The organism is Streptomyces africanus, from assembly GCF_002150735.1.
Taxonomy (GTDB): Bacteria; Actinomycetota; Actinomycetes; order Streptomycetales; family Streptomycetaceae; genus Streptomyces; species Streptomyces africanus.
In genome coordinates this window covers 9,948-10,184 of the sequence record NZ_MUKA01000311.1, presented here as the reverse complement: position 1 = coordinate 10,184, position 237 = coordinate 9,948, and the positions used below count along the sequence as shown (strand labels likewise).

Here is a 237-nt window from a genome sequence, read left to right as displayed (position 1 = left end):
CCCCCACCCCCAGTGACGAGCCGCTCGGCGTCCCCGCCCTGCTCATCGCCTCGTTCCCGCTGGACTCCACCCGCCGGCACGCCGCCCCCGGTCCGCTGACCGACTTCCTCATCCAGCGCGCGGCCGACTCCTACGCCGAACTCCTCGGCGAGTGGCGGCCGGTGACGGCCGGGCTCATCGACCTCGTGCCCGGCCCGCTCGGCAAGGGCGAGCTGGACGGGGCCCTGCGCCAGGCGA

1 protein-coding gene is annotated in these 237 nt (G+C 76.4%); it reads left to right on the top strand.

Translation table 11 applies throughout. The annotated features are described in order from the left end of the window. Window positions 1-237: hypothetical protein (locus CCL05_RS46575; protein WP_425275960.1), on the top strand; the 237-nt coding region annotated here is incomplete at both ends.